Origin of the sequence: Clostridium sp. UMB9555A (assembly GCF_030222355.1) — a bacterium.
In the GTDB taxonomy this organism is placed as follows: Bacteria; Bacillota; Clostridia; order Clostridiales; family Clostridiaceae; genus Sarcina; species Sarcina perfringens.
This window is the reverse complement of sequence record NZ_JASORQ010000034.1, coordinates 1-360: the sequence shown is the minus strand read 5'-3', so window position 1 is coordinate 360 and position 360 is coordinate 1. Positions and strand designations below refer to the sequence as shown.

General features: G+C 52.8%; 1 rRNA gene. It reads right to left on the bottom strand.

The annotated features are described in order from the left end of the window. Positions 1-360, bottom strand: a 23S ribosomal RNA gene (locus tag QP548_RS16840); the annotation flags it as partial.

Genomic DNA, 360 nt, shown 5'->3' with positions numbered 1-360 from the left:
GAACCTTCCCCATCACGCCTCAGCATTATGAGAGCGGATTTGCCTACTCTCACTGCCTAAACGCTTAGACTAGCATCCAATAGCTAGCACACACTATCCTCCTGCGTCACGCCATCGATAATAACGATGGTAGTGGTACTGGAATATCAACCAGTTGTCCATCACCTACGCCTTTCGGCCTCGGCTTAGGTCCCGACTAACCCTCAGCGGACGAACCTTCCTGAGGAAACCTTAGGTTTTCGGCCTGTGGGATTCTCACCCACATCTCGCTACTGATGCCAACATTCTCACTCGTAACCAGTCCACCGCTCCTTACGGTACGACTTCAGCCCGGTTACGACGCTCTCCTACCGCTTGAAC